This window comes from Streptomyces nigrescens (genome assembly GCF_027626975.1).
GTDB classification, from domain to species: Bacteria; Actinomycetota; Actinomycetes; order Streptomycetales; family Streptomycetaceae; genus Streptomyces; species Streptomyces nigrescens.
In genome coordinates this window covers 5,393,989-5,418,793 of record NZ_CP114203.1, presented here as the reverse complement: position 1 = coordinate 5,418,793, position 24,805 = coordinate 5,393,989, and the positions used below count along the sequence as shown (strand labels likewise).

The following is a 24,805-nucleotide window of genomic DNA, read 5'->3' as shown; positions in this document are numbered from 1 at the left end:
GCAGGAGCACCACGACCCCGAAAGGAACCCCCGCCATGTCCGGCACCGTTTCGCCGCCCCCCCGCACCAGGCCCCGGACCGTGCTGATCTCCGGCGCGAGCATCGCCGGCCCGGCGCTCGCCCACTGGCTGCACCGCTACGGCTTCGCGGTGACCGTCGTCGAGCGCGCCCCCGAGCTGCGGACCGGCGGCTACAAGGTCGACATCCGGGGTGCGGCCGTCGAGGTCGCCGCGCGGATGGGAATCCTGGAGGACATCCAGCGCGCCAGTACGGACATGCGGACCGGCGCGTATGTGAACGACGACGGCAAGCGGATCGCCACCCTCCCTGCCGGCATCTTCGGCGCCCGACTCGGCCGGGACGACGAGATCATGCGGGGCGATCTGGCGCGCATCCTCCACGAACGCACCCGGTCCGATGTCGAGTACGTCTTCGGCGACTCGATCACATCCCTCACCGAGCGGCCGGACGGGCGCCACGACGATCACCGCGACGGCCGCCAGGGACGCGCGGGCCACGACACCGGCGGCGTCGAGGTCACCTTCGAGCGCGGCGCGCCCCGCCGCTTCGACCTCGTCGTCGGCGCGGACGGGCTGCACTCGAACGTCCGGCGGCTGGCCTTCGGCCCGGAGGAGCAGTTCGTACGGCACCTCGGGGCGTATATCTCCGCGTTCTCCCTGCCGAACGAACTCGGCCTGGAACGCGAGGAGTTGTACCACGCCGTACCCGGCAAGCTGATCAGCGTCTACAGCTCGGCCGGCGACCCGGCGGCCAAGGGCATGCTCACCTTCCGCTCACCGCGGCTGGCCTACGACCACCGCAAACCGGCAGAGCAACTGGCGTTGCTGGAGGCCGCGTTCAAGGGTGTGGGCGTCTCCCCGTCCGAAGGATGGACGGAGGTCCCACGGCTGCTCGAAGCGGCCCGCGAGGCGGACGACTTCTACTTCGACGGGCTGCAGTTGATCGAGATGGACCGCTGGTCGCGCGGCCGGGTGGTGCTGCTCGGGGACGCCGCGCACTGCGCCTCACCGGCGTCCGGGCAGGGCACGGGGATGGCGCTGGTCGGCGCGTATGTGCTGGCCGGAGCGCTTGCGGAGGCAAGCCGCGGCCCCGAGGAGGCGTTCGACCGCTACGAGAAGGAGATGCGCGGCTATGTCGCGGTCAACCATGCGCTGGCGGCGAAGTTCGCCAAGGAAATGACAGCGGACTCCCGGCGGCAGATCCGGTTCCGGCATCTGATGATGCGGATCCTGCCGCACATGCCGTGGAAGAACCTGGTCGCGAAGAAGATCGCCGAGGACGTCCAGCGCGGCGCCCACGCGATCACCCTCCAGGACCATCCGGCCCCGGCCGCCGCCACCGGTCGCGCTCCGGCCGCCGGACGCCCGACGTACGCTGCCTGACATGACCGATCACCCCGCGCACCAGGACTCCCCGGACGCCGCACCCGCCGACGCCCCGGCGCACCACTCCGACGACGCGGAATCGCAGGCGTTCCGCGAGCTGCTGCGCGGGCTGCGGGTCTGGGACGTCGAACTGCCGTCGTTCGACCCGGCGACGGCCCCGGCCGAACCGCTCCCACTGTTCCGGCAGTGGCTGCGGGAGGCCGCCGAGGCCGGTGTCCCCGAGCCGCACACCATGACGCTCGCCACGGCGGACGCGGCCGGTGTCCCCTCCGTACGGACCCTGATGCTGCACGACGCCGATGAGCGCGGCTGGCACTTCGCCTCGCACCGCGGCAGCCGCAAGGGCCGCGAACTGGCCGAACGTCCGCGGGCGGCGCTCGGCTTCTACTGGCCGGCGGTCGGCCGCCAGGTGCGGGTCCACGGGCCGGTGACCGCGGCGGGCCCCGAGGAGAGCGCCGCCGATCTGCACCGCCGCTCCACGGGCGCGCTGGCCGCGGCACTGGTCGGCCGGCAGAGCGAGGTACTCGGCTCGGCACAGGAGCTGGCGCGCGCCTCGGAGGCGGCCTGGGAGCGCGCCCGGCGCGAGCCGGAGGCGCCGGTGCCGAGCTGGACGCTGTATGTGCTGCACCCCGAGGAGGTCGAGTTCTTCCAGGGCGATGCGCAGCGCCGTCACGTACGGCTCAACTATCGCTACGAGAACGGGCGTTGGGCGCAGGAGCTGCTCTGGCCGTGAGGCGGTGGCGGACCGGGCGGCTCGGGCGGACCGGGCGGCTCGGCTGGCTTGGGCGGACCGGGCGGACCGGGCGGAGCGAGTGCGCAGAGTGGACCGAGCGCACCGGGCGGACCGAGCGCCGCCCGCTCCGCCTTCACAGCTGCTGATACATGATGTGCAGCCCCACATAGCCCTTGGTGGGGTGCAGGAAGCCCTCGGGGAGGGTCGTCATGATCTGGAACCCCAGGGACTCCCACAGCGCGACGGCACCGGTGTTGGTCTCCACCACGGCGTTGAACTGCATCGCGCGATAGCCCTCGGCGCGGGCCCAGGCCAGCACGTGCTCCCCCAGGGCCCGGCCGACGCCGCGTCCGGCGTGCTGCGGATCGACCATGAAGCTGGCGCTGGCGATATGCGAGGCGCCGCCCATGTGGTTGGGGTTCATCTTGGCCGTACCGAGGACGGTGCCGGAGTCGTCGACGGCGACGACCGTGCGGCCGGGCGGTGTCAGCAGCCACATCTCGCGGCCCGTGGCCTCGTCGAGGTCCCGCGGATAGGTGTAGGTCTCCCCGGCCGCCACGATGGTGTGGAAGAAGGGCCAGATGGCGGGCCAGTCGGCCGCGGTCGCCTCACGGATCAGCACGGCCACAGCATGCCTCGGGCCCGGCCGGCCCGCCACCGGAATTCGCCGGGGGCGGGGGCGGGGGCTGGAGCTCCGGGGCGCCGGGGCGCCGAGGGTGCCGGGGCGCCGGGTGTGCCGGGGCGCCGGGTGTGCCGGTGGTTGTTCACGCCGGACGGAAGACGGGGATGGCGACCGCGGTGCCCTCTCCCCCGGCGTTGCCCTCGTCCGCCCCCCGGAAGTGGACCACGAGCGGCATCCCGATCCGCAGCTCCCGCTCCGGGCAGTCGATGATCTCGGTCATCATCCGGGGGCCCTCGGCGAGGTCGACCACGGCCGCGACGTACGGGACCCGGTCGCCGAACGGCGGGAGATCGTTACGGTGCACGACGGACCAGGTGTAGAGGGTGGCGCGGCCGGTGGCCGGCTCCCAGCCGACGTCCTCGCTCCAGCAGTACGGGCAGAACTCGCGCGGATAGTGGTGGGCAGCACCGCAGCCCTCGGCCCGGCAGCGGCGCAGCAGCAGCCGCCCCTCGGCCGCCGCGTCCCAGTACGGCCGGGTGAAGGCATCCACCTCCGGCAGATCGAACCGCACGGCGCTCCGCGCCCCCGCCGCCCCCGCAGCCGCACCCCTCCCCACGGCACCGGCCCCGGCCCCAACCCCAGCCGTCACCGGAACACCCCCAGCACCTCGCCGAACGCCCCTGCCTGCCGGCTCATCGCGAACAGGGCGACGAGGGAGATCGGCGCCGTCATGGCGTTCCTCCCGTGCTCCGCCCCGTCATGGCTCATCAGCACCGGAGCCCCACCGAGCCAGCTCGTCTGCATCCCGCACACCCTCCCGCTGCCGTACCGGGCGTCGGGTCCCGGCGCCGTACACGCGCCGGACAGTCACCCCACTCACCCCTGACGGTACGTCAGTTCAGCCGAAGCGGACCGGGTGCGCAAGGGGCCCGGCGCGACTCACCCGCGTTCCACGGCAGCCGGAGGCGCGCAACCTTTCCCTTGCAGAACCATTCCTGACATGGCGTCAGTTCAGTAATCTAAGAATCTGACTATGCGTCAGCTATTGGAGAGCCGTCACACAGGAGCGGGCGTCTGCGATGCTTGGATCGACTCACGGCACCCTCACCACTCACTCCCGGCCGGCCCGCGTCGTGGCCTGTGGGGAGCAACCACCACACACCGTCCACGGTATGAGTGAACCGCACCGCGACGGCGGGGGACAGGGCGCCTGCCCCGTCGACCGGGATGTCAGCGGCCGCCCACTGCACGCTCCGGTGCCCGACCTGGACCGGTTCTTCCGGCCCGAGTCCGTGGCGGTGATCGGCGCCTCGGACCGCGAGGGCCGCCCCAACACCGGCATCACCCGTCAGCTGATCGCCTGGGCGGAACGGGTCGGTGCCCGGCTCCACCCCGTCAACCCGGGACGCACCGAGGTCTTCGGGCGGCCCTGCCATGCCGGCGTCGCCGACCTGCCGGAACCCGTCGATCTCGCGGTCCTCCTGGTCGGCGACCCGCTGCCGGTCATCGAGCAACTCGCCGAGGCCAAGGTGAAGTTCGCGGTGGCCTTCGCCTCCGGGTTCGCCGAGACCGGCGAGCGCGGTGCGGCCGCCCAGGACCGGCTGGCCGAGGCCGTCGCCCGCTCCGGCCTGCGGCTGCTCGGCCCGAACACCAACCTCAACGCCTTCGAGAAATTCCGTACGGACCTGGACGGGCCGGCGATCGCCCTCATCACCCAGTCAGGCCACCAGGGCCGCCCCGTCTTCAGCCTCCAGGAACTGGGCATCCGCCTTTCGCACTGGGCCCCCACCGGCAACGAGGCCGACCTGGAGACCGCCGACTTCCTCTCCTACTTCGCCACCCGGCCCGAGGTCGGTGCCATCGCCGCGTATGTGGAAGGCCTCAAGGACGGCCGCAGCTTTCTGCTGGCCGCCGATCGCGCCGCCCGCAACAAGGTGCCCGTCGTCGCCGTCAAGGTCGGCCGCACCGAGACCGGCGCCCGGACGGCCGCCTCGCACACCGGCAAGCTCACCGGCGCGGACGAGGTCGTGGACGCCGCGATGCGGCAGTTCGGGGTGATCCGGGTGGACGGGCTCGACGAGCTGCAGGACACCGCGGCGCTGCTGGCCCGCGCCAGGAAGCCCACCGCCGAGGGCGTCGCCGTCTATTCGATCTCCGGTGGCACCGGCGCCCACTTCGCCGATCTGGCGACCGCGGCCGGCCTGCGGCTGCCCACGCTCGGCGCCGCCAAGCAGGCCGAACTCCACCAGTGGATACCGGACTACCTCCACGTCGCCAATCCGGTCGACAACGGCGGTCACCCGGTCGGTGACTGGCGCGGCCGCAAGATCCTCGACGCGATCCTGGCCGACCCCTCCATCGGCATACTGATCTGCCCGATCACCGGCCCCTTCCCGCCGATGAGTGACAAGCTCGCACAGGACCTGGTGGACGCGGCGGAGCAGACGGACAAGCTGGTGTGTGTGGTGTGGGGCTCGCCGGTCGGTACGGAGGACGCCTACCGCCGCACCCTCCTCGGCTCCACGCGGGTGGCGACCTTCCGCACCTTCGCCAACTGCATCACCGCGGTCCGGTCCTATCTCGACCACCATCGCTTCGTCGACGGCTACCGCTCCCCCTTCGACGACGCCCCCCGCGTCCTGTCCCCGTCGGCACGCAAGGCGCACGCCCTGATGCGGCCGGGCCAGCAGCTCAGCGAGCACGCGGCGAAGCAGCTGCTGCGCGCCTACGGCATCCGGGTCCCGCGCGAACAGCTGGTGACCAGCGCGGCGGCGGCCGTACGGGCCGCGAGCCTGGTCGGCTATCCCGTGGTCATGAAGGCCTCCGGGCCGCAGCTCGCGCACAAGACCGAACTCGGCCTGGTCAAGGTCCATCTGACCTCGGCCAGCCAGGTCAGGGACGCCTACCGCGAGCTCACCGACATCGCCCGCTACGAGGACATCCCGCTGGACGGGGTGCTGGTCTGCCAGATGATCGAGCGGGGTGTCGAGATGGTCGTCGGCGTCACCCGGGACAGCCTCTTCGGGCCGACCGTGACCGTCGGCCTCGGCGGGGTGCTCGTGGAGGTCCTGCAGGACGTCGCGGTGGGCGTACCGCCCTTCGGTGAGGACCAGGCGCGCGCGATGCTCGACGAACTCCGCGGCCGCGCCCTCCTGGACGGTGTGCGCGGAGCGCCGCCCGCGGATATCGACGCACTGGTCGAGGTCGTCCTGAGAGTGCAGCGGATGGCGCTCGAACTCGGTGACGAACTGGCCGAGCTGGACATCAACCCGCTGGTGGTGCTGCCGCGCGGACAGGGCGCCGTGGCCCTCGACGCGCTCGCCGTCTGCCCTTGACCACAGCCACAGCCACACCCGCGCCCGCGCCCGCCTCCACAGCCCCGGCCACCACACCGCCCGCCGCCGTGACCACCCCGACCGCACCCTCTGGAGCCGCTCCCCCATGACACCCTCACCGTCCCCCGGTTCCGTTCCCCCTGCCGAGCCCGGCGAGCCCGCCGCCCGCGCGGAACCCGTCGATTCATTGGTACTGCACACCACTGACAACGGCGTCTCGTGGCTCACCCTCAACCGGCCGGACGCGATGAACGCCCTCACCCCTGACCAGCGCGAACGCCTCATCGGCCGGCTCGCCGACGCCTCGGCCGACCCGGACGTGCGGGCCGTCGTCCTCACCGCGACCGGCAAGGGATTCTGCGCCGGCGCCGATCTGCGCGGCTCGCCGTCGGCCGGTGAACGGGTCGCCGGTGATGTCGCCCGGCTGATCCGGGACGGCGCCCAGCGGCTCATCACGGCGGTGCTGGACTGCGAAAAGCCGGTCATCGCCGCCGTCAACGGCACCGCGGCCGGGCTCGGCGCCCATCTCGCACTCGCCTGCGATCTGGTGCTGGCCGCCGAATCGGCCCGCTTCATCGAGGTGTTCGTCCGCCGCGGCCTGGCCCCGGACGGCGGCGGCGCCTACCTCCTGCCACGGCTGGTCGGCCCGCAGCGCGCCAAGGAGCTGCTGTTCTTCGGGGACGCCGTACCGGCCGCCGAAGCGGAGCGGCTGGGTCTGGTCAACCGGGTCGTGCCGGACGGCGAGCTGGCGAAGACGGCCCGGGAGTGGGCCGAGCGGCTGGCGGCCGGCCCGACCCGCGCACTGGCCCTGACCAAACAGCTGGTCAACGCCTCGCTCGACACCGACCGGGCCACGGCCTTCGCCGCCGAGGCCACCGCGCAGGAGATCAATATGACGACGGCCGACGCACAGGAGGGGGTCGCCTCCTTCGTGGCACGACGCCACCCGACGTTCCGGGGACGGTGACCCTCCCCAGGCCGCGTTCCCGGAGCCCCCGCGGGCCTACTTCACCCCGGCAGGGCACTCCGGCACCTCACGGGTGTTCCGCGTGCGCACCCCCGGCAGCCAGCCCCGCACCCCCTGCCCGCTGGTGACCAGATACCAGCGGGTGGAGGTGATGCCCGCTTCGTCGCGGACCATCCGGCCGTCCGTCACCACACAGCGCGCGGCCAGCGCATCACCGTGCCAGACCCGGCCGGCGGAATTGCCGCGCTCGGCGTACTTGGCGTGCGGGTCGTTGGCCAGCCGCAGCGCGCACTCCAGGGAGCGGCCCGTGCGGCAGGCCCGCTCGCTGTTGTGGACCGTTATCTTCACCGTCGGGGGCGGCCCCGCGGGCTGCAGGGTGACGGGCCCGGGACGCACCAGCCACCACACCCCCAGCGCCACCGCGGCCACCGCCGCCGCCACCACGAGCATGACCATGCGCGGCCGCCTCTGGGACAGCGGCACCACGGCGGGTACCTGCTCCGTGCCCGGATCCCTGATGCGGTCCCACAGGCCGGGCGGTGTCTCGATCTGTTCGTCCGCGAGCCGTAGCCGTGCGCGCAGCAGCGCCTCGGCATCGTCCCCGGCTCCGTCGCCTTGGCCACCGCCGAGGTCCAGGCCGTCGCCGCCCGCACCGCCCGCACCGCCGTCGTAGCGTGGCCCCACGCCCACCGTGCCGTTCACCTCCCGGCCTGCCCGTGCTCCGATTCAACGAGGTAGGCGCGCAGCCTGTCCAGCGCACGGGCGCGATGGCGGGCGGCGGTGCCACGATGCACCTTCATTATCTTGGCGGCCTGGTCGATGGTGTAGCCGTCGAGGTCGACGAGGATAACGATGCCGGCCTGCCGGTGCGACAACTGCCCTAACAGGCGCACCGCTTCGATCTCGGCCTGCCGCCGCTCCACGCCGCCGTCCCAGCCGCCGGGCGCCCCACCGAGGCCCCCACCGGCGCCACCTCCCGCACCGGCCTCCTCGACGCCCTCCAGACCGTCGACCAGCACCTGGCGCCGGTCCTTGCGGTAGGCGTCGCGGGCGACGTTGAGCACGGCGGTGAAGGCGTAGGCGTACGGCTCGGGATGTGCGAGGAAACGCTGTGGCCGGGCCGCGAGTTTGAGATACGCCTCGTGCACCACATCCTCCGCGGACTGCCTCGATCCGGCCAGCATCACCGCCCTTCGGTACAACCGTGGCAGCAGCCCACAGAAGACCTCGTCGAAGGTGGGTGACGCGGCAGACGAAGCTGACGATGATGTCGCATCGGCCATGTACCGGAACTCTCCCCCGTGCTCGGCTACGGACGCGGCCGGAGTGGAGCTACCCGCGCGGATGACACGCAATCAGGAATCCAGCCCCCAATTTCCCCCGAATCCGCCGCAGATCACCCCGAGTGACCGGGAAACCACACCTGCGGGTGGCGCCCGCCCCGCACACCTTCACATCTGACGCAGCATCAGATTCAATAAAGACATGATGGGACACGCGGGAATGGCGGCCACGGTCGTGCGATACCTACGCTCCGTCGGCGCGCCCACCACGGCCGCCGCACCGTCCCCCGCCACCGCGCTGCCGCGGCCCACACTGCGCGCGGTACGCGAGGACGAGCGCGCCCCTCTGGACCCGGCAGAATTCCGCTCCGTCCTGGGACACTTCGCCAGCGGCGTCACGGTCATCACGGCCCCCGGGGAGCCGGGCCCGGCCGGATTCGCCTGCCAGTCCTTCGCCTCGCTCTCGCTCGACCCGCCGCTGGTGACGTTCATGGTGGCGCGTACCTCGACCACCTGGCCGCGGATCGCCCGCGCCGGGGTGTTCTGCGTCAACATCCTCGGCGCCGGACAGGGCGACCTGTGCCGCGGGTTCGCGGTCAGCGGCGGCGACAAGTTCGCCGGCGTCCCCTACAAGGCCGCGCCGGCGACCGGCTCCCCACGACTGGCGGACGTCCCCGCCTGGATCGACTGCACGGTGCAGGCCGTCCACACCGGCGGCGACCATCTCATCGTGGTCGGCCGGGTCGAGGCCCTCGGCACCGACCCGGCAGCCGCCGGGGACGGCCCGCTCCTCTTCCACCGGGGAGCCTTCGGGCAGTTCCGGCCATGAGGGCGGCGGTACGCCGACGCGTACCGACCGGCCCGGCCTGCGAGGTTCATACCGCGGACAACAGGCCCGCCCCGAGAGCGCACACACCCAGTACGAACGCGGCCAGGAAGCCGGTGCCCACGACGGTGAGCATCAGCCGGACGGTCCGCCGGGCCCCGGTGCCCCGTCCGGCGACCGCGGCGAGCAGCGCCGCGGGAACGGCGGCCGCGGTGAGCGCCGGCCAGCACACGAGGTAGACCCGGGGCGGCCCCGCCGAGCGGGTGAGGAGCGCGAGCACCGTCCCGTATGCCAGGGTCGCACCGGCCGCGGTGAACGGGGCGGCGGCCGCCGTCCACCACCACTTCGGCCGCCCGTGCCACCCTCCCCACCGGGCCGCCCGGCGCGCCAGCGACAGCGTGGGCAGCACCAGGGTGGCCGTCAGCACAAAGCCGGGGAGGGCGCCGAGGACCAGTGCGAACGGCAGCACGAAAGCCGCCATGAACCCATTGCCGGCCGGGCCCTCCTGGGTGAAGGAGTACAGGGTGAGCCCGACCGCCACGATGACGGCCTCGGCCAGCAGCGCCGCCATCGAGACCAGCAGGGTCCGGCCGCTCCAGACCGGACCAAGGGCGCCGGTCTCACCGGCCCGCCCGGGCGTACCGACCGCCCCGCCGGCTACCCCGGCCCCGTCAGCCCCGCCGGCCCCGTCCCCCGTCGTCCCCATCCCCCATCACCCCTCTCACCGGGATGATGCCCCGCGCAAGAGTCCGCCCCGCCACCGGGGCGCTCTCGGGCCTGCGTGGGGAATCAGCCCTGGGCCGCGACCACCCTCGCGTCCCCCGGGCCCTCCCTCCGCTGCCGGATGACCAGGGCCATCAGCGCCGCGACGGCGCACAGTGCGCCGGACGCGTACCAGACCGGGTTGTACGTACCGAACGCATCGCGCGCCAGGCCGCCCAGGAAGGCGATCAGCGCGGCGCCCACCTGGTGGGCGGCCAGCACCCAGCCGAAGACGATCGCGCCGTCGTCGCCGTAGTGCTCGCGGCACAGGGCGATGGTCGGCGGGACGGTCGCCACCCAGTCGAGGCCGTAGAAGACGATGAAGAAGACCATCGGCGGGTGGACGGTGTCGGACAGCAGCAGCGGCAGGAACATCAGGGACAGGCCGCGCAGCCCGTAGTAGGTGGCCAGCAGCCGGCGGGTGTTGAAGCGGTCGGTGAACCAGCCGGACGCAATGGTTCCGGCGATATCGAAGATCCCGATCACCGCGAGCAGCGAGGCGGCCGCCGTCATCGGCATGCCGTGATCGTGCGCCGCGGGCACGAAGTGCGTCTTGACCAGGCCGTTCGTCGTGGCACCGCAGATCGCGAAGGTGCCCGCCAGCAGCCAGAACGGACCCGTACGGGCCGCCGAGACCAGCGCCCGTACGGCACGCCGGGCCGCGCCCCGCTGCGGCGGCGGCTTGGGGACGAACTCCCTCGCCCCGTACGGCGCGACGCCCACATCCGCCGGGTGGTCGCGCAGCAGCAGCCACACCAGCGGGACGACGGCGAGCGCGGCGAGCGCGACGGTCACCGCGGCCGGCCGCCAGTCGTGCCGGTCGATGATCCAGGAGAGGAGCGGGAGGAAGACCAGCTGACCGGAGGCGCCGGCCGCGGTGAGGATGCCGGTGACCAGCCCGCGCCGGGCGGTGAACCAGCGGCCGGTGACCGTCGCCGCGAAGGCCAGCGCCATCGAGCCGCTGCCCAGGCCCACCAGCACCCCCCAGGACAGGACGAGTTGCCAGCTCGCGGTCATGAAGACGGTCAGCCCGGCGCCGGCCGCGATCACCGTCAGGGCGACCGCCACCACCCGCCGGATGCCGAACCGGTCCATCAGCGCGGCGGCGAACGGCGCCGTCAGCCCGTAGAGCGCGAGGTTCACCGACACCGCAAAACCGATGGTGCCGCGCGACCAGTGGAACTCGGCGTGCAGCGGCTCGATGAGCAGACCGGGGAGGGAGGCGAAACCGGCCGCGCCGATGATGGTGAGGAAGGTGACGGCGGCGACGGACCAGGCCCGGTGCGGGCGCCGCCGACGGGGCGCCGGGGCAGGGGCGGGGTCCGCCGTGCGCAGAGGCAGTTCGGGTGTCTGGGTCACCGGAGCAGCTTCGTCCGTCACCCCCGGACGGAACGAGTGGCCGGAAGGCCAGGGTTCATCAGGATCGGGCCAGGGCCCTATCCGAACGTCAGCACACCCCGCGCCACCCGCCCATGATGGGCGTCGTCCGCCGCCTCCGCGAAGTCCTCCACCGGATACGTACGGGTCACCAACTCGTCCAGCAGCAGCCGCCCTTCGCGGTACAGGCGGGCGTAGAGCGCGATGTCCCGCTGGGGTCGCGCCGACCCGTAACGGCAGCCCAGTATCGACTTGTCGAGATACATCGACGACACCAGGAACGAGGCCTCCGCGGTGGCCGGCGGCACACCGAGCAGCACCGCCTGGCCGTGCCGGTCCAGCAGATCGACGGCCTGCCGGATCAGCCGGGTGCTGCCCACACACTCGAAGGCATGGTCGGCGCCGGTCGGCAGGACCTCCTTCACCGCCTTGACGCTGTCGGCCACCGCCGACGCATCGATGAAGTGCGTCGCCCCGAACTGCCGCGCCACCACCTCCTTCGCGGGGTTGGCGTCCACCGCCACGATCACCGACGCCCCGGCGATCCGCGCGCCCTGGAGCACATTGAGGCCGATCCCGCCGGCCCCGATCACCACGACCGAGTCCCCGCGGTCCACCTTCGCCCGGTTGAGCACCGCCCCGACGCCGGTCAGCACCCCGCACCCGATCAGCGCCGCCGAGGTCAGCGGAATGTCCTCGGCGATCTTCACGGCCTGCACCGCCTTGACGACCGTACGCTCCGCGAACGCCGAGTTCGACGCGAAGCTGAACAGCTCGCGCTCGCCCCGCCGGAACGGCTTCTGGGGCATCCCGATCGCCTTCCGGCACATCGTCGGCCGCCCCCGGTCGCACTCCGCGCACGCCCCGCAGTTGGCCAGCGTCGACAGCGCGACATGATCACCGGGCGCCACATGGCCGACGCCCGCACCCACGGCCTCGACCACCCCCGCGCCCTCGTGCCCCAGCACCACCGGCACCGGAAACGGAATGGTCCCGTCGACCACCGACAGATCGCTGTGACACAGCCCCGCGGCCCGGATCCCGACCAGCACCTCACCCGGGCCCGGGTCCCGCACCTCCAGATCGTCCACGACCCGGGGCTGCTCGCCGTCGAATATGACGCCTCTCATCACCGCTCCAGTCTGGGCAGGCCGAGCACGCGCTCGGCGATGATGTTGCGCTGGATCTCGTTCGAGCCCCCGTAGAGGGTGTCGGCCCGGGTGAACAGGAACAGCCGCTGGAGCGCGTCGAGTTCGTACGGCGCCCGCGCGGTCCAGTCGACCGGCCCGAGCGCCGCCGCGGCGCCCCGCACCCGCATCGCCAGCTCCCCGAGCCGCTGGTGCCAGCCGCCCCACAGCAGCTTCGCCACACTCGGCGCCCCCGCGTCCCCGGCGGTACCCAGGGTCCGCAGCGCGTTCCACCGCATGACCTTCAACTCGGCCCACTGTCCCACGAGTTGATCACGCAGCACCGGATCCCGCAGCGACCCGCAGCGCACCGCGGCGGCGATCACGGCGGCCAGCTCCGCAGCGAACCCGATCTGCTGCACGAGCGTGGACACCCCCCGCTCCCGCGCCAGCAGCCCCATCGCCACCCGCCAGCCCGCGCCCTCCCCGCCCACCACGTGCGGGGCCAGCGCCCCGTCGAAGAACACCTCGTTGAACTCCGCCGTCCCCGACATCTGCCGGATCGGCCGCACCTCGATCCGCCCCGGCTGGTCCATCGGCACCAGCAGGAACGACAGCCCCCGGTGCCGCCGCTCCCCCGGATCCGTCCGCGCCAGCACGAAGCACCAGTCGGCCTCCCGGGCCAGCGACGTCCAGACCTTCTGCCCGCTGACGCGATACCCGGCCCCGTCCCGGACCGCCACCGTGCGCAGCCCCGCCAGATCCGACCCCGCCTCGGGCTCGCTGTAACCCTGGCACCACAGCTCCTCCCCCCGGGCGATGGCCGGCAGAAACCGCCGCCGCTGCGCCTCGTCCCCCTCCGCGATCAGCGTCGGCGCCAGCAGGTTCTCCCCGATGTGCCCCACCCGCCCCGGCGCCCCGGCCCGCGCATACTCCTCGGCCCACACGACCTGCTGGCTCAGACTCCCCACCCGATTCCCGTACGCCCCCTCCCACCCGAGCCCGATCCACCCCCCACTCCCCAACTCCCGCTCCCACGCCCGCCGCCCCCCAACCCCCTCGTGCTCACTCCCGGGACCCCCCACCCCCGCCAACGCGGCGTACTCCCCCACGAGATGCCCCGAAAGCCACTCCCGGGCCTCACTCCGGAACGCCTCATCCGCACTCCCGAACTCAAAGTCCACAACGCCCTCCCACACCAACCCCCACCAACCTCCAGAACTCCCCCCACGGGAGGGGACGGGCCGGAGGGGCAGGGGTGTGGGACGTAAAGCGAAGCAGTCCCACACCCCTGCCCCGGAGGCCCGTCACCGCACCCAACACCCACCCAGCCCGCCGCAGGCGCAACGGCGGGGAACCCGCAAGCATCACCCGCGCCCAAGCCCCGCGCAGCGGCCGGCGCAACGGCGAGCAACAACCATGGCGGGAAAGCCGAAAACGCGGGCCCGCCACCTACCGATTCGGCCGCGCCTTCGCCTCCGCCGCCGCAGCCATAGACGCCACCCGCCCCAACATCGGCATCGGATCCACCCCCACGCACCCCGGCAACACCTCCGCCACCCGCTCCGGCGTCCACCCGCCCCCCTCGGCATATACGGAGCGCAGCTCCACCGGCTGGGCCCAGACGGCGATCTTCGGCCCGGCGACCGTATAGACCTGCCCGGTGATCTCCCGGGCCCGCTCGCTCAGCAGATAGACGACCAGCGCCGCCACGTCCTCCGGCTCACCGATCTCCGTCAGTTCCATCGGCACCTTCGCCGACATCCGCGTGCGCGCGACGGGCGCCACCGCATTGGCCGTCACCCCGTACTTGTGCAGCCCGAGCGCGGCGCTCCGCACCAGCGAGATGATCCCGCCCTTCGCGGAGGCGTAGTTGGCCTGGGAAACCGACCCCTGGTGATTCCCGCTGGTGAAGCCCACCAGCGTCCCGGACCCTTGGCGCCGCATCACCGCCGCCGCCGCCCGGAACACCGTGAACGTCCCCTTCAGATGAGTGGCGACCACCGGGTCCCACTCCTCCTCGGTCATGTTGAAGAGCATCCGCTCGCGCAGGATCCCGGCCACGCACACCACGCCGTCGATCCGTCCGTACTGCGCCAGCGCGGTGTCCACGATCCGCTGGCCGCCGGCCATGGTCGACACATCGTCGGCGACCGCGGCCGCGACTCCTCCCGCCGCCTCGATCTCCTTCACCACGGACTCGGCGACCTCGCTGCTGGGTGCGCCGCCCTCGATGGAGACCCCGTAGTCGTTGACGACCACTTTCGCGCCCTGTTCCGCGCAGGCGAGGGCGACCGCCCGGCCGATGCCGCGGCCCGCCCCCGTGACGGCGATCACTTTGCCGGCCAAGAAGTTCCCCATGCCGTGACCCTTCCCGCAGTTTCTGACGGACCGTTAGATTTTTGAGCAGACCCGGTACGAACACAAGACCCCGGGCCGAACCCGGCCCGGCCGCCCCGAGGAGGGCCCATGCCCCTGCCACAGGAGTTCCACGAGATCGCCAAACGCGTGAACAACTGGGGGCGTTGGGGCGCGGACGACGAGATCGGCACGCTCAACCTGATCACCGGTCAGGTCGTCCGGGAGGCCGCCGCCGGCATCCACAGCGGCCGCCGTATCCCGCTCGCCCTCCCCCTCCAGCACGACGGCGTGCAGACCGGCCTGATACCGGGCCGGGTCAATCCGCTGCACACCATGACGGCCATCAACCAGGAGATCTTCGGCCCCGGTACGGTCGCGACCTCGGACGACGCGGTCACCATGGGCCTGCAGTCCGCCACCCACTGGGACGGCCTCACCCATGTCTCCCACTCCGGGCGGCTCTACAACAACCGGCCCGCCGACTCGGTCACCGCGCACGACGGCGCCACCTGCCTCGGCATCGAGAAGGCCACCCCGCTCGTCTCCCGCGGGGTCCTCCTGGACGTGGCCCGGGCGCGCGGGACCGACGTGCTGCCCGGCGGGCACGCCGTCACACCGGAGGACCTGGACGCCGCCGAGGAACTGGCCGGGACGACGGTCCGGTCCGGCGATATCGTCCTCGTCCGGACCGGACAGCTGCGGCACTATCTCGCCGGCGACCGGCAGGCCTACGCCTTCCCGTCACCCGGCCTGTCGCTGCGCACTCCGGAGTGGTTCCATGCACGCGATGTCGCGGCGGTCGCCAACGACACCCTGACCTTCGAGATCTTCCCGCCGGAGATCGAGAACCTGTGGATGCCGGTGCACGCCCTCCATCTCGTGGAGATGGGCATGCTGCAGGGCCAGAACTGGAATCTGGAGGAGCTGTCGACGGCCTGCGCGGAAGAGGGCCGCTACGCGTTCTTCCTGTCCGCCATGGCCGAACCGTTCGTCGGAGCGTCCGGCGCACCCGTCGCCCCCGTAGCGATCCTCTGAGGCGGTCCACCGAAGCGGTCCGCCGAGGATGTCCACCGAGGCGATCCTCCGGGGCGGCCCACCGAGGCGGCCGCGCCGAGTCGCCGACCGCACCGGCCGGCGACTCGACGGCGCCCGGCCGACCAGGTGGCGGTGCGCTCATGCGCGCCCCGAGCACGGCACCGCGGACCGCCACCCTCCCCCGGCTCCCGCCAGGGCCCCCGACCAGGCCACGATCCGCACTCGTCAAGGCCCCGGACCGGAATCCCGGCCCTCCCCACGACCTCGGCGTCCCCTCGCGGCGCATCGCTTCACCCAAGGGTGATCAACTGAGCACGCCACGTCAACACCTGGTATGGACTAATTTCGTTACGCCCGATTCGCCCTACCTGACGGCAGTGCGCCGCTGGTGCGCCAATCAGCTCGATTACGCCTGGTGTGTCACAGCGCGTGAGGCCGTGCAATGGGGCTCATAAGCACCCAGATCGGACCCGGCTGCCAACAGCAGTGGCCGGCCGCGGTCCACCTCGCACCAGATCCGCTTGCCGGCGCCCTCCTGCTGCCAGCCCCAGCGGTCGGCCAGGCCGTCGACCAGCTCCAGGCCGCGGCCGTTGGTGTCGTCGCCGTCGGCGTGCCGCTGGCGCGGCGGGCGGGCGCTGGCGTCCGCCACTTCGACCCGGACCGTGCCCACCACGGCGCCCGAGCCGGAGAAACACATCCGCAGCTCGGCCGCCGCGCCGGTGTGCACCACGGCGTTGGTGACGAGCTCGGAGATCAACAGGATCAGCGTCTCCGCGAGCGGTTCATCGACCCCTATACCGGAACCCACGAGCCGCGACCGGGCCCACCGCCGGGCCCGCCCCACCTCCGCGGGGTCGGGCCGTACGTCCAACTGCACCTGAAGCACCTGCACCGCTCACACCATCCGAACCGGCGGAAACATCGCCTCGCGCCTCCACGGAGTCACGGTGCGTGACCCCGGCGATGCACAGCATGGTTGACGTTGAGTCACCCCAACAAGCGCTTCGGGCATATTCCAGCGCAAGGGAGTATGCGTCCTGCATACTGTGCGACGCACTTTGCGGGGAGTCGAACAAGGGGGGCGACCGGGCCCCTGCCTTAGGCGGGCGGCGCGCAGTCCGTACCCCGGAGCCGTCATTCCGACGGCACCGGGTTCGTTGCGCCACAGAACCACTCGCACCCAACGGAGAGTACCCGAGCGGAGCGCCGACTCCCCCCTGTGACGAGTCACGCCTAGGACACAACCCGATATCGACACTCCGTGACCACTTCTGCATGGTGAGTCCGACATTCCGCACACGGGGTGCGAGAGTCTGACATCACCGGCCACCGCGCACCTCCGGAACGGCCTTCGCGCCCGCGCCGTCAGGCGATCAAGCCCGCGGCCAGCAGCTCCTCCGCCTCGCCCGCCGCCCCCCAGCACTCGGCGCGCAACCAGGCCCGCTTGAGATGCAGATGGACATCGGCCTCCCATGTGAAGCCCATTCCGCCGTGGACCTGCAGACAGTCCCGTGCGTTACGCACCGCGGCCTCGTCGGCGAGCAACTTCGCGCCCGTGATGTCGAGAACACTCTCCGTGATCGACGCCGCATACACCGCACTCCGGGCCATTTCCGCCCGTACCAGCATCTGTGCGCACAGCTGCTTGACCGCCTGGAACGAGCCGATGGGGGCGCCGAACTGCTCGCGCTCACGGGCGTGGCCGGCCGCCATCTCGACCGTGCGGACGGCGCTGCCCAGCTGCTGGGCCGCGGTGAGCAACGCCGCCTCGCGACGGAGCCGGGGGACGTCCAGGGCAACAGGGTCGGTGCGCGGCAGGTCCAGGACGCGGGCGAGCGGGGTGAGGGGATCGACGGAAGCAAAAGGGGCGCAGGACACCCGGTCCGACGCGCTCCGGTACGCACCGCCCGTGCGCTCCCGTGCGCCCTCCTCCTCGTCACCCTCCACCTCGCCACCCCCCTCCTCGCCACCCTCCACCAAGATCAACTCATCGCATCCGGCCGGGTGTTCCCACAGCACCGGCTCCCGCGCCCCCTCGCACAGCCCGACGGTCTTCTCCCCGGTCGCGACGCCGTCCACCACTCCGGCCAGCAGCTGGCACGCCACCAGCGGCCCCGGCAGCAGCGCGCGCCCGGCCTCCTCCAGGACCAGCACCGCCTCCGGCAGCCCCAGCCCCACCCCGCCGCCCTTCTCCGGCAGCCGCAGCGCGAAGAACCCGGCCGCGCCCAGCTCGCGCCACAGCGCACGGTCCGGTCCGGGGTCCTCGACGGCCGCCCGCAGCCGGTCCCGGCCGAACCGCCCGGCCAGCAGCTCCCGGGTGCCGTCCTTCAACGCCCGCTGCTCATCGGTGAGTTGGAAGTCCATCGCCGGTCATCGCCCCTTCGGCAGGCCGAGGATCCGCTCGGCGACGATGTTCTGCTGGATCTGCGAGGTGCCGGCCGCGATGGTGTACGAGAGGGACGACAGCCGGTCCGCGACCCACTCGTGGTCCGCGTCCAGCGCCCCGGCGCCCAGCACCTCGGCCGCCGTGTCGTACAGCTCCTGCCGGGCGTGCGAATAGCGCAGCTTGAAGACCGAGCCACCGGTTCCCGGGACGCCGCCGCTGCCCCGCTGCCCACCGCGCGCGGGGGCCCGCATCGCCTCGCTCACATTCCACTGGGTCAGCCGCCACAGCGCCGTGAACTCCGCGTGCAGCCTGCCCAGTCTGCGGCGCAGCACGGCATCGTCCCAGCGGCCGTTGGCCCGGGCGGCGCGGGCCAGCGCGCCGAGCACCCGGCGGCAGGCCACCACCTCGCCGACGAAGGCGGTGCCGCGCTCGAAGGACAGCGTCACCATCGTCACCCGCCAGCCGTCGTTCTCCGCACCGACGCGGTTCCCGGCCGGGACCCGTACGTCGTCGAGGAAGACCTCGGCGAACTCCGTCGAGCCCGCGAGGGTGCGCAGCGGCCGGACCGTCACGCCCGGCGCGTCCATGGGCATCGCCAGCCAGCTGATGCCGCGGTGCTTGGGCGCGGCCGGGTCGGTGCGGACCAGGAGTTCGCACCAGTCGGCGACCTCGGCGTGCGAGGTCCAGATCTTGGCGCCGTTGATGACGTAGGTGTCCCCGTCGCGGACGGCCCTGGTGCGCAGCGCGGCGAGGTCGGAGCCGGCGTCCGGTTCGCTGAAGCCCTGGCACCAGATCTCCTCGCCGCGCAGGATCGGCGGCAGCCAGCGGGCGCGCTGCTCGGCGGTGCCCTCGGCGGCGAGGGTGGGCCCCGCGTGCAGCAGCCCGACGAAGTTCGCGCCGACGTAGGGCGCCCCGGCGCGCTCCGTCTCCTCCAGGAAGATCAGGTGCTGGGCGGGGGTGGCGCCCTGCCCGCCGGCGTCCCGCGGCCAGTGCAGGCCCGCGTATCCGGCGTCGTACAGCATCCGCTGCCAGGCCGTGTCGTACGCCCGGCGGCCCGGCCAGTCGGTCGCGGCGGGCGGTGCGGGGAGCCGGGGCAGCACCTCGCCGAGCCACCGGCGCAGCCGGGCCCGGAACTCTTCCTCCTCGGGTGTGCAGGTGAGGTCCATGGCGGCTACTTGCCGAGGTCCGGGCCGGGCCCGCGGACCGCATTGCCGCGCACCGGCCCGTGGCCGGAGAAGTGCGCGGGCCCGGTCGCACGGCCGTCGACGCCGATGCTGCGCGGCAGCTCCCTCGGGTTCGCCATCGCTGTCCCCTCACCTCGTATCTGATGCACCGTCAGAACGAGGCTAGCCCGGCCCCTCTGGACCGACAAGGCGCCGGCCTCTAATCTCGGCGGGCGATCTGACGCATCGTCAGCGAAGGGGAGGGCCAGATGACCGGCACCACCTTCTGGGACCTGGTCGCCCGGCGCGCCGCCCGTACCCCTGACGCGCCCGCCCTCATCCAGGGGGCCGAATCCGCCCGGCAGGAGCGGCGGATCACCTTCGGCGCCCTGCACCGGCGCGCGGAACGGGTCGCGGCCGGCCTGTACGAGACGGGCGTACGGCCCGGCAGCCGGGTCGTCTGGCAGCTGCCGACCCGGATCGAAACCGTCCTGTTCAGCCTCGCCCTGGCACGGATCGGCGCCGTCCAGAGTCCGGTCGTGCCGCTCTACCGCGCGCATGAGGTCGGCCAGGTGCTGCGCCGCACCCGCGCGGCCTTCTTCGCCGTCCCCGGCGTGTGGCGCGGCTTCGACCACCGCGCCATGGCGGACCGTCTGGCCGCCGGTCTGCCCGGTCCGCTCACCGTCATCGAAGCGTACGACACGCTGCCCGACGCCGACCCGGCCGTCCTGCCCCCGCCGCCGGCCGACGACGACGAGGTCCGCTGGATCTACTGGACCTCCGGCACCACCGCGGCCCCCAAGGGCGTGCTGCACACCGACCGCAGCCTGCGGACGGCCGGCCGGTGGCTGGGCGCGGCGCTGCGCCTCGGCCCGTCGGACATCGGCTCGATGGCCTTCCCGTACGCCCATGTCGCCGGGCCCGACTACACCGTCATGCTGCTGGAGCACGGCATCCCGGCCGTCCTGCTGGAGCACTTCGCGCTACCGGGCGCGCTCGCCGCCTACCGCCGCCACCGCGTCACCCTCGCCGGCGGCTCCACCGCCTTCTACGCCCTCTTCCTCGCCGAGGCCCGCAAGCTTCCGCCCGGCCGCCGGCTGCTGCCGTCGCTGCGGCTGCTGGCCGGCGGCGGCGCGCCCAAGCCCCCCGCGCTGTACCACGAGGTCGTCGCCGGGCTCGGCTGCCAACTCACCCACGGCTACGCCATGACGGAGGCCCCCATGGTCACCATGGGCGACCCGTACGACAGCCCCGGGCACCTGGCCGGCACCGACGGCCGGCCCCCCGCGGGCATGGAGATCCGTATCGCCCCCGGGAGCGGGGAGATCCGGCTGCGCGGCCCCGCCGTCTGCCGCGGCTACCTCGACGAGCCCGCCCCCTTCGACGCCGACGGCTTCCTCCCCACCGGAGACCTCGGCCACCTCGCCCCCAGCGGGCACCTCGTCGTCACCGGCCGCCTCAAGGACATCATCATCCGCAAGGGCGAGAACATCTCCGCCCAGGAGATCGAGGAACTCCTCTCCCGCCATCCCGACATCGCCGACGCCGCCGTGGTCGGCCTGCCGGACACCACCCGCGGCGAACGCGTCTGCGCGGTCGTCGAACAACCCCCGGGAGCACGGGAATTGACCCTCGCCACCCTCTCCGCGCACCTCCTCTCCCACGGCCTCGCCCCGCACAAGCTCCCCGAACAGCTGGAGCTGCTGCCCGCCCTGCCCCGCGACACGACCCTGCGCAAGGTCCGCAAACAGCAGCTGCGGGAGCGGTTCGGGGGCGGTGGGCCGGGGCGGGGTGAGGCGCCCGACCCGCCGCCCCAATGACCGCCCATGCGGACACTCGCTGTCCTCCACCCCTCCTACGCTCCCCCCATGAGCCACTCACGACCCCATATCGACACCGCCGGCCGGCGGGCCCGGCTCGGGCGGCGGCAGTTGCTGGCGGGCGGGCACCGGGCGGACCGCGTGGAGGAGGTCGCCGAGGCGGTCGTGGGGCTGCATGCCAGCGATCCGGCGACCGTTCATCTGGCGGCCTGCGCGCGGCTGGCCGAGCCGGATCCGGCGGAGGTGGAGCGGGCGCTGTACGACGACGGCTCGCTGGTCCGGATGCTGGGGATGCGCCGCACCCTCTTCGCGGTCGGCGCCGGGCTCGTACCGGTCGTCGCCTCGTCCACCGCACGGGCGGTCGCCGCCAAGGAGCGGGCGGGGCTGGTCCGGTGGCTCACCGAGGGCGCGCCGGGGTGGGACGAGCGGCGGCTGGCCGAGGCCGAGGCGAAGGTGCTGGCCGTGCTCGGCGGGCGGGGTGCGGCGACCGCGGCCGAGCTCACCGCGGAGGTGCCCGAGCTGCGCGAGGCCATCGTGGTCTCCCCCGGCAAGCCCTACCAGGCCACGGTCGCCGTCTCCAGCCGCATCCTGCGCGTGCTGGCCGCCGAGGGCCGTATCCGGCGCGGACGGCCGCGCGGCGGCTGGACCAGCAGTTCCTTCCGCTGGACGCCCGGCACCGCGTTCGCCGAAGTGCCCGCGCCACCGGCACCCGAGGCGCGCGCCGCACTCGCCCGCCGCTGGCTCGCCTCGTACGGCCCGGCGACCGTCGAGGACCTCAGGTGGTGGACGGGCTGGACGCTCACCGCCACCCGGCAGGCGCTGGCCGCCACCGGCGCCGTCGAAGTGACCCTGGACGGCGGCACCACGGGCGTCGCACTGCCCGACGACCTCGGCCCGGTCGCCGCACCCGAACCCTGGGCCGCTCTGCTGCCCGGCCTCGACCCCACCACGATGGGCTGGAAGGCCCGCGACTGGTACCTCGCCCCGGACCAGGTGCCGCAACTCGTCGACCGCAGCGGCAACATCGGTCCGACGGTGTGGTGGGACGGCCGGATCATCGGCGGCTGGGCCCAGCGGGCGAACGGTGAGATCGTCTGGCGGCTGCTGACCGACGACGGAGGCAGCGAGGCCGAAGCGGCGGTGGCGGACGCGGCGGCCCGGCTGGCGGACTGGGTCGGTGGGGTCCGTGTCACCCCGCGCTTCCGTACGCCGCTGGAGCGGGAGTTGAGCCGGTAGCGACCGGCGGCGGGCCGGCGCCAGGCCGCCTCAGCGCGGCCGGTAGGCGCTCGTCGCCTGCCCGTAGAGCTGGTCCACCTCGTGCCGGCCGCGGTCCGGGCCGATGACGAGGACGAGGTGGTAGCGGCCCTTGTGGATCATCGCGAGGTTCCGTACGTACACCTCGCGGCCGCTGCTGTCGCGCCAGGAGAAGGTGCCCTCGGCCATCGCCGTCTTCCCGACGTCGATCCGCTGGAGGCCGGAGGCCGAGGCCCAGCCGGAGGAGCGGTACGGCGCCAGCTCGGGCTCCTCGTTCTGCAGATACGCCATCGGGTCGGTGCCGAAGCGCGCCGTCGTGTCGCGGCCGGGCACCACCACCAGCTCATAGTCCCCGCCGACGTACCGCACCTGGCCCCGGTCGTTCGCACCGCGCCGCTGCCAGTCCTTGCGGACCGCGACCTGGAATCCCTTCGGGTCGCTGCGCACCTCGAAGCCCTTGGCGAGCTCGGCGGGCGCGGTGGACTGCGGGGCGCCGGTGCCGGCGGAGGCGTGGTCGCGGTCGCTCTCCTCGTCCCCGGACGGTGCGGGACTGCCGCCGGGCGCCGCACCCGAGGTGCCCGTACGGTCCGCGCCGCGCTCACCCGCCTTGGAGTCCGAACCGGACTTCGGCAGGAACGCCATCGCATAGACGACCGCGCCGACGAGCAGCAGCAGGATCGCGGTGAGCAGCACCCGGCCGAGGTGGCGCGGTGCACGCGACGGGCGGGATGCGGTGGCCGGGCCGGCCTGCCCGCTCATCTGCTGCTCGTACGGGTCCCGGTCCGCGGGCCCGCCCCGTCCGGGCGGTGGGGCCGGGTTGCCGGACCTGGCCGTGCGGGCCGGTCTGGACTGCCGGAGCGGCTTCGGCTGCTTCGGGGGGCGGGGCGGGCGGGCGGTGGAGACCAGCGGGGTGGACTGCTCCGGGGCCGGCGCCTGCGGCGCGGGCGGTGCGGCCGCGGCGGCGCTCACGGCGGCCGGTGCCGGCTGCGGCCGTGCGCGGCGGGGCGTCCGGGTCTTCTTGTGCCGCCCCTTGCGGACGAGTTCGCCGCGGCGCCGCACGATCGGCAGCCGCCGCGGGTCGGCCACCTCCGCCGGCATCGTCACCAGTCGGCTGCCGACCTCCGGCTCCGGTGCGGTACGGATCAAGGAGCGCAGCCAGCCGCTCAGCTCCTCGGCATCCGGGCGGTCGGCCGGGTCCTGGCGCAGCAGGGACTCGACGACCGGCCGCAGCGCCCCGCACTCCTCGGCGTCCGCGGGCGGCTGCGAACAGACCAGCTGCGCCAGTTCGACGGCGTTGTCCTCGGGGAACGGCGGCTGCCCCTGCACGCTCCGGTAGAGCAGCGCGCCGACCGCCCACAGATCGGTGGCCGGGCCGACCGGCGGCGCCAGCTGCCAGTTCTCGTGCACCGGCCCGGCCTGCTCCGGCGCCCAGCGCTCGGTGACCGGGCCGATGACGGTCAGCCGCGCCTGGCGGGCCCGTTCGGCGGCGAGCCCGGCGGTGGGCCGGCCGTACGCGGGCGCGGTGCCGCCGTCCGGGGCGGGCTTGGTCAGCGAGGTCTTGGCGTCGGGTCCGGCCGGTGCGGGCTCGCCCGGGGCAGGGGCGTCCGGGGCAGGGGCGTCCGGGGCGGGCTCGTCCGGCAGGGCTCCGGCCGTGGTGGGCGGCTCGGCTCCGCACAGCGCTTCCTGGGCCGCGCCCGCCGCCAGACCGGTCAGGATGGCCCGGCCGTCGTCGCAGACCAGGACCGTACGGGCGGTGATGTTGCGGTGCAGCCGGCCCTCAGCGTGCAGCACCCGCAGCGCGGTGAGCAGATCCGCGGCGATCTCCGCGGCGCGGTGCGGGGACAGCGTCCGCTCGGCGAGCAGCGCGGACAGCGGGCGGGCGAAGAGGAGTTCGGCGACGATCCACAGGCTGCCGTCCTGCGCGAAGACGTCGAAGACCTGCTCCAGCCGGGGGTGGTCGGCCAGCTGGGCGGTGGTCGTCGCGGCGTCCAGCGCGCGTCGTACGGCGGGGTCCCGGGGGCTGCGGTCGGCCACCCCCGCCCCGCCGGTCAGCCGCGGGGCACCGTAGCGGCCGCCGGCACCGCCCTCGGCGGGCCCGGCCGGCTCCGCGCCCACGACCTCCGCTTCGACGACCTCCGGCAGCGGCACCTGGCGGACCAGGACCTCCTGTCCGCTGAACGTGTCGAACGCCCGGGACTCGGTGAAGTCATCGTCGCCGAGGGGCCGCAACGGCAGGCGGTAACGCTCGGCGAGCACCCTTCCCGCGTACTCGTCCACGACGCCTCCCCGCAGCGCGCGCTGTGTCTACCGTCGCGCCGGAACGCCCTCGGCGCTGGCGCCTCCGGTCA

The 24,805-nt window shown here is 73.4% G+C and carries 23 protein-coding genes; 8 read left to right on the top strand and 15 right to left on the bottom strand.

What is annotated here, in order from left to right; all coding sequences use genetic code 11:
• Positions 1–35 precede the first annotated feature (35 nt).
• Complete coding sequence (locus tag STRNI_RS24330; RefSeq protein WP_277411987.1) at positions 36–1,403, top strand: FAD-dependent monooxygenase; 1,368 nt, start codon at positions 36–38, stop codon at positions 1,401–1,403.
• Position 1,404: 1 nt separating this feature from the next.
• Positions 1,405–2,139, top strand: a complete 735-nt coding sequence (locus tag STRNI_RS24325; protein WP_277411986.1) for a pyridoxine/pyridoxamine 5'-phosphate oxidase — start codon at positions 1,405–1,407, stop codon at positions 2,137–2,139.
• Between the two features lie 133 nt (positions 2,140–2,272).
• Here STRNI_RS24325 and STRNI_RS24320 read toward each other — a convergent pair whose 3' ends face one another.
• The 3 genes from STRNI_RS24320 to STRNI_RS24310 form a co-directional block, all read right to left on the bottom strand.
• Positions 2,273–2,761, bottom strand: a complete 489-nt coding sequence (locus STRNI_RS24320) for a GNAT family N-acetyltransferase (protein WP_266450694.1) — start codon at positions 2,759–2,761, stop codon at positions 2,273–2,275.
• 142 nt (positions 2,762–2,903) lie between these two features.
• Positions 2,904–3,332, bottom strand: coding sequence for a Zn-ribbon domain-containing OB-fold protein (locus tag STRNI_RS24315; RefSeq protein ID WP_266450692.1), 429 nt, complete (start codon positions 3,330–3,332; stop codon positions 2,904–2,906).
• Between the two features lie 74 nt (positions 3,333–3,406).
• On the bottom strand, positions 3,407–3,565 hold the full coding sequence (locus STRNI_RS24310; protein WP_371874868.1) for a hypothetical protein: 159 nt from the start codon (positions 3,563–3,565) through the stop codon (positions 3,407–3,409).
• A 275-nt stretch (positions 3,566–3,840) separates the two neighbouring features.
• On the opposite strand from STRNI_RS24310, the gene STRNI_RS24305 reads away from it, so the two are divergent.
• Both STRNI_RS24305 and STRNI_RS24300 read left to right on the top strand, forming a co-directional pair.
• Positions 3,841–6,096, top strand: a complete 2,256-nt coding sequence (locus STRNI_RS24305) for an acetate--CoA ligase family protein (RefSeq protein WP_277411985.1) — start codon at positions 3,841–3,843, stop codon at positions 6,094–6,096.
• A gap of 106 nt (positions 6,097–6,202) precedes the next feature.
• Complete coding sequence (locus STRNI_RS24300) at positions 6,203–7,063, top strand: enoyl-CoA hydratase/isomerase family protein (protein ID WP_274736409.1); 861 nt, start codon at positions 6,203–6,205, stop codon at positions 7,061–7,063.
• A gap of 36 nt (positions 7,064–7,099) precedes the next feature.
• Here the strand turns inward: STRNI_RS24300 and STRNI_RS24295 are convergent, their stop codons facing one another.
• A complete protein-coding gene (locus STRNI_RS24295) occupies positions 7,100–7,753 on the bottom strand; it encodes a hypothetical protein (RefSeq protein ID WP_277411984.1) in 654 nt (217 codons plus the stop codon).
• An 8-nt stretch (positions 7,754–7,761) separates the two neighbouring features.
• Positions 7,762–8,346, bottom strand: a complete 585-nt coding sequence (locus tag STRNI_RS24290; RefSeq protein ID WP_078518772.1) for an RNA polymerase sigma factor — start codon at positions 8,344–8,346, stop codon at positions 7,762–7,764.
• Between the two features lie 220 nt (positions 8,347–8,566).
• Between STRNI_RS24290 and STRNI_RS24285 the strand changes: the two genes are divergently transcribed.
• Positions 8,567–9,175, top strand: a complete 609-nt coding sequence (locus STRNI_RS24285) for a flavin reductase family protein (RefSeq protein WP_018092288.1) — start codon at positions 8,567–8,569, stop codon at positions 9,173–9,175.
• A 46-nt stretch (positions 9,176–9,221) separates the two neighbouring features.
• On the opposite strand, the gene STRNI_RS24280 is transcribed toward STRNI_RS24285, so the two are convergent.
• From STRNI_RS24280 to STRNI_RS24260, 5 genes are all read right to left on the bottom strand, one after another.
• Positions 9,222–9,878: a hypothetical protein gene (locus STRNI_RS24280; protein WP_159487791.1), complete on the bottom strand. Its 657-nt coding sequence runs from the start codon at positions 9,876–9,878 to the stop codon at positions 9,222–9,224.
• A gap of 83 nt (positions 9,879–9,961) precedes the next feature.
• Positions 9,962–11,293 (bottom strand): MFS transporter, encoded by a 1,332-nt coding sequence (locus tag STRNI_RS24275; protein WP_159487789.1) that lies wholly within the window; start codon positions 11,291–11,293, stop codon positions 9,962–9,964.
• Between the two features lie 77 nt (positions 11,294–11,370).
• A complete protein-coding gene (locus tag STRNI_RS24270; protein WP_159487787.1) occupies positions 11,371–12,441 on the bottom strand; it encodes a Zn-dependent alcohol dehydrogenase in 1,071 nt (356 codons plus the stop codon).
• Complete coding sequence (locus STRNI_RS24265; protein ID WP_277411983.1) at positions 12,441–13,622, bottom strand: acyl-CoA dehydrogenase family protein; 1,182 nt, start codon at positions 13,620–13,622, stop codon at positions 12,441–12,443. Before STRNI_RS24265 ends, STRNI_RS24270 begins: the two co-directional genes overlap by 1 nt.
• Positions 13,623–13,890: 268 nt before the next feature.
• Positions 13,891–14,799: an SDR family oxidoreductase gene (locus tag STRNI_RS24260; RefSeq protein ID WP_277411982.1), complete on the bottom strand. Its 909-nt coding sequence runs from the start codon at positions 14,797–14,799 to the stop codon at positions 13,891–13,893.
• Positions 14,800–14,907: 108 nt separating this feature from the next.
• Here STRNI_RS24260 and STRNI_RS24255 point away from each other — a divergent pair, with 108 nt between their 5' ends.
• The gene (locus STRNI_RS24255; protein WP_274736420.1) at positions 14,908–15,834 is read left to right on the top strand and encodes a cyclase family protein; all 927 of its coding nucleotides are present in this window, start codon (positions 14,908–14,910) and stop codon (positions 15,832–15,834) included.
• Positions 15,835–16,240: 406 nt separating this feature from the next.
• Here STRNI_RS24255 and STRNI_RS24250 read toward each other — a convergent pair whose 3' ends face one another.
• From STRNI_RS24250 to STRNI_RS24235, 4 genes are all read right to left on the bottom strand, one after another.
• Entirely contained in the window at positions 16,241–16,726 is a 486-nt protein-coding gene (locus STRNI_RS24250) for an ATP-binding protein (protein ID WP_018092295.1), read from the bottom strand.
• Between the two features lie 473 nt (positions 16,727–17,199).
• Positions 17,200–18,198 (bottom strand): acyl-CoA dehydrogenase family protein, encoded by a 999-nt coding sequence (locus STRNI_RS24245; RefSeq protein WP_277411981.1) that lies wholly within the window; start codon positions 18,196–18,198, stop codon positions 17,200–17,202.
• A 6-nt stretch (positions 18,199–18,204) separates the two neighbouring features.
• Positions 18,205–19,386 (bottom strand): acyl-CoA dehydrogenase family protein, encoded by a 1,182-nt coding sequence (locus STRNI_RS24240; RefSeq protein ID WP_127151612.1) that lies wholly within the window; start codon positions 19,384–19,386, stop codon positions 18,205–18,207.
• A gap of 5 nt (positions 19,387–19,391) precedes the next feature.
• Positions 19,392–19,523 (bottom strand): hypothetical protein, encoded by a 132-nt coding sequence (locus tag STRNI_RS24235; RefSeq protein WP_268251386.1) that lies wholly within the window; start codon positions 19,521–19,523, stop codon positions 19,392–19,394.
• A 129-nt stretch (positions 19,524–19,652) separates the two neighbouring features.
• Between STRNI_RS24235 and STRNI_RS24230 the strand changes: the two genes are divergently transcribed.
• Positions 19,653–21,203, top strand: a complete 1,551-nt coding sequence (locus STRNI_RS24230) for a class I adenylate-forming enzyme family protein (protein ID WP_277411980.1) — start codon at positions 19,653–19,655, stop codon at positions 21,201–21,203.
• Between the two features lie 48 nt (positions 21,204–21,251).
• Positions 21,252–22,439 carry a winged helix DNA-binding domain-containing protein gene (locus tag STRNI_RS24225; RefSeq protein ID WP_277411979.1) on the top strand — a complete coding sequence of 396 codons (1,188 nt, stop codon included), beginning with the start codon at positions 21,252–21,254 and terminating at the stop codon, positions 22,437–22,439.
• A 30-nt stretch (positions 22,440–22,469) separates the two neighbouring features.
• On the opposite strand, the gene STRNI_RS24220 is transcribed toward STRNI_RS24225, so the two are convergent.
• Positions 22,470–24,734 carry a protein kinase gene (locus tag STRNI_RS24220; protein WP_277411978.1) on the bottom strand — a complete coding sequence of 755 codons (2,265 nt, stop codon included), beginning with the start codon at positions 24,732–24,734 and terminating at the stop codon, positions 22,470–22,472.
• Positions 24,735–24,805 lie beyond the last annotated feature (71 nt).

Bases quoted from the DNA above. Each gene is read 5' to 3' on its own strand.
- STRNI_RS24255 (WP_274736420.1), top strand. From the start codon at position 14,908: ATGCCCCTGCCACAGGAGTTCCACGAGATCGCCAAACGCGTGAACAAC.
- STRNI_RS24230 (WP_277411980.1), top strand. From the start codon at position 19,653: ATGACCGGCACCACCTTCTGGGACCTGGTCGCCCGGCGCGCCGCCCGT.
- STRNI_RS24280 (WP_159487791.1), bottom strand. From the start codon at position 9,878: ATGGGGACGACGGGGGACGGGGCCGGCGGGGCTGACGGGGCCGGGGTA.
- STRNI_RS24305 (WP_277411985.1), top strand. From the start codon at position 3,841: ATGCTTGGATCGACTCACGGCACCCTCACCACTCACTCCCGGCCGGCC.
- STRNI_RS24235 (WP_268251386.1), bottom strand. From the start codon at position 19,523: ATGGCGAACCCGAGGGAGCTGCCGCGCAGCATCGGCGTCGACGGCCGT.
- STRNI_RS24225 (WP_277411979.1), top strand. From the start codon at position 21,252: ATGAGCCACTCACGACCCCATATCGACACCGCCGGCCGGCGGGCCCGG.
- STRNI_RS24330 (WP_277411987.1), top strand. From the start codon at position 36: ATGTCCGGCACCGTTTCGCCGCCCCCCCGCACCAGGCCCCGGACCGTG.
- STRNI_RS24300 (WP_274736409.1), top strand. From the start codon at position 6,203: ATGACACCCTCACCGTCCCCCGGTTCCGTTCCCCCTGCCGAGCCCGGC.
- STRNI_RS24260 (WP_277411982.1), bottom strand. From the start codon at position 14,799: ATGGGGAACTTCTTGGCCGGCAAAGTGATCGCCGTCACGGGGGCGGGC.
- STRNI_RS24270 (WP_159487787.1), bottom strand. From the start codon at position 12,441: ATGAGAGGCGTCATATTCGACGGCGAGCAGCCCCGGGTCGTGGACGAT.
- STRNI_RS24310 (WP_371874868.1), bottom strand. From the start codon at position 3,565: ATGCAGACGAGCTGGCTCGGTGGGGCTCCGGTGCTGATGAGCCATGAC.
- STRNI_RS24325 (WP_277411986.1), top strand. From the start codon at position 1,405: ATGACCGATCACCCCGCGCACCAGGACTCCCCGGACGCCGCACCCGCC.
- STRNI_RS24285 (WP_018092288.1), top strand. From the start codon at position 8,567: ATGGCGGCCACGGTCGTGCGATACCTACGCTCCGTCGGCGCGCCCACC.
- STRNI_RS24240 (WP_127151612.1), bottom strand. From the start codon at position 19,386: ATGGACCTCACCTGCACACCCGAGGAGGAAGAGTTCCGGGCCCGGCTG.
- STRNI_RS24290 (WP_078518772.1), bottom strand. From the start codon at position 8,346: ATGGCCGATGCGACATCATCGTCAGCTTCGTCTGCCGCGTCACCCACC.
- STRNI_RS24245 (WP_277411981.1), bottom strand. From the start codon at position 18,198: ATGGACTTCCAACTCACCGATGAGCAGCGGGCGTTGAAGGACGGCACC.